The following is a 320-nucleotide window of genomic DNA, read 5'->3' on the forward strand; positions in this document are numbered from 1 at the left end:
GGCACCTGCTGATCAGATTGCGGCAGTCCTACAGCTTCCTCGCTGATAAAAAACACGTCTCACTGAGCTGTCATGCTCGGAGACGTGTTTTTACTTAATATTGGAAACTGATTTAGGCCATTTCAGCGTCAACGAATAGCGATCCATATCTAAAAAACGATGGATGGCCATTGAGCTGGCGCCTAAAAGCGATGCCATTTCAGAGCCTTTGATCATCTGCAGCGGAACATCGATCTGATGAGCCTGCAGCCAGTCGCGCAAATGCTGGTATAATTCAGGCATCTCATCAAACAGTGGTGAATCAAAGTAGACCGCCTGCT

At 47.5% G+C, this 320-nt stretch carries 1 protein-coding gene; it reads right to left on the minus strand.

The genetic code is table 11. From position 1 onward, the window contains the following. Positions 1-90: 90 nt before the first annotated feature. Positions 91-320, minus strand: a 230-nt coding sequence (locus tag P0G09_RS16990) for a hypothetical protein (protein WP_275253256.1), incomplete at its 5' end; no start/stop codon positions are given.

This window comes from Faecalibacterium sp. DFI.5.82 (genome assembly GCF_029076575.1).
Classification (GTDB): Bacteria; Bacillota; Clostridia; order Oscillospirales; family Ruminococcaceae; genus Faecalibacterium; species Faecalibacterium duncaniae.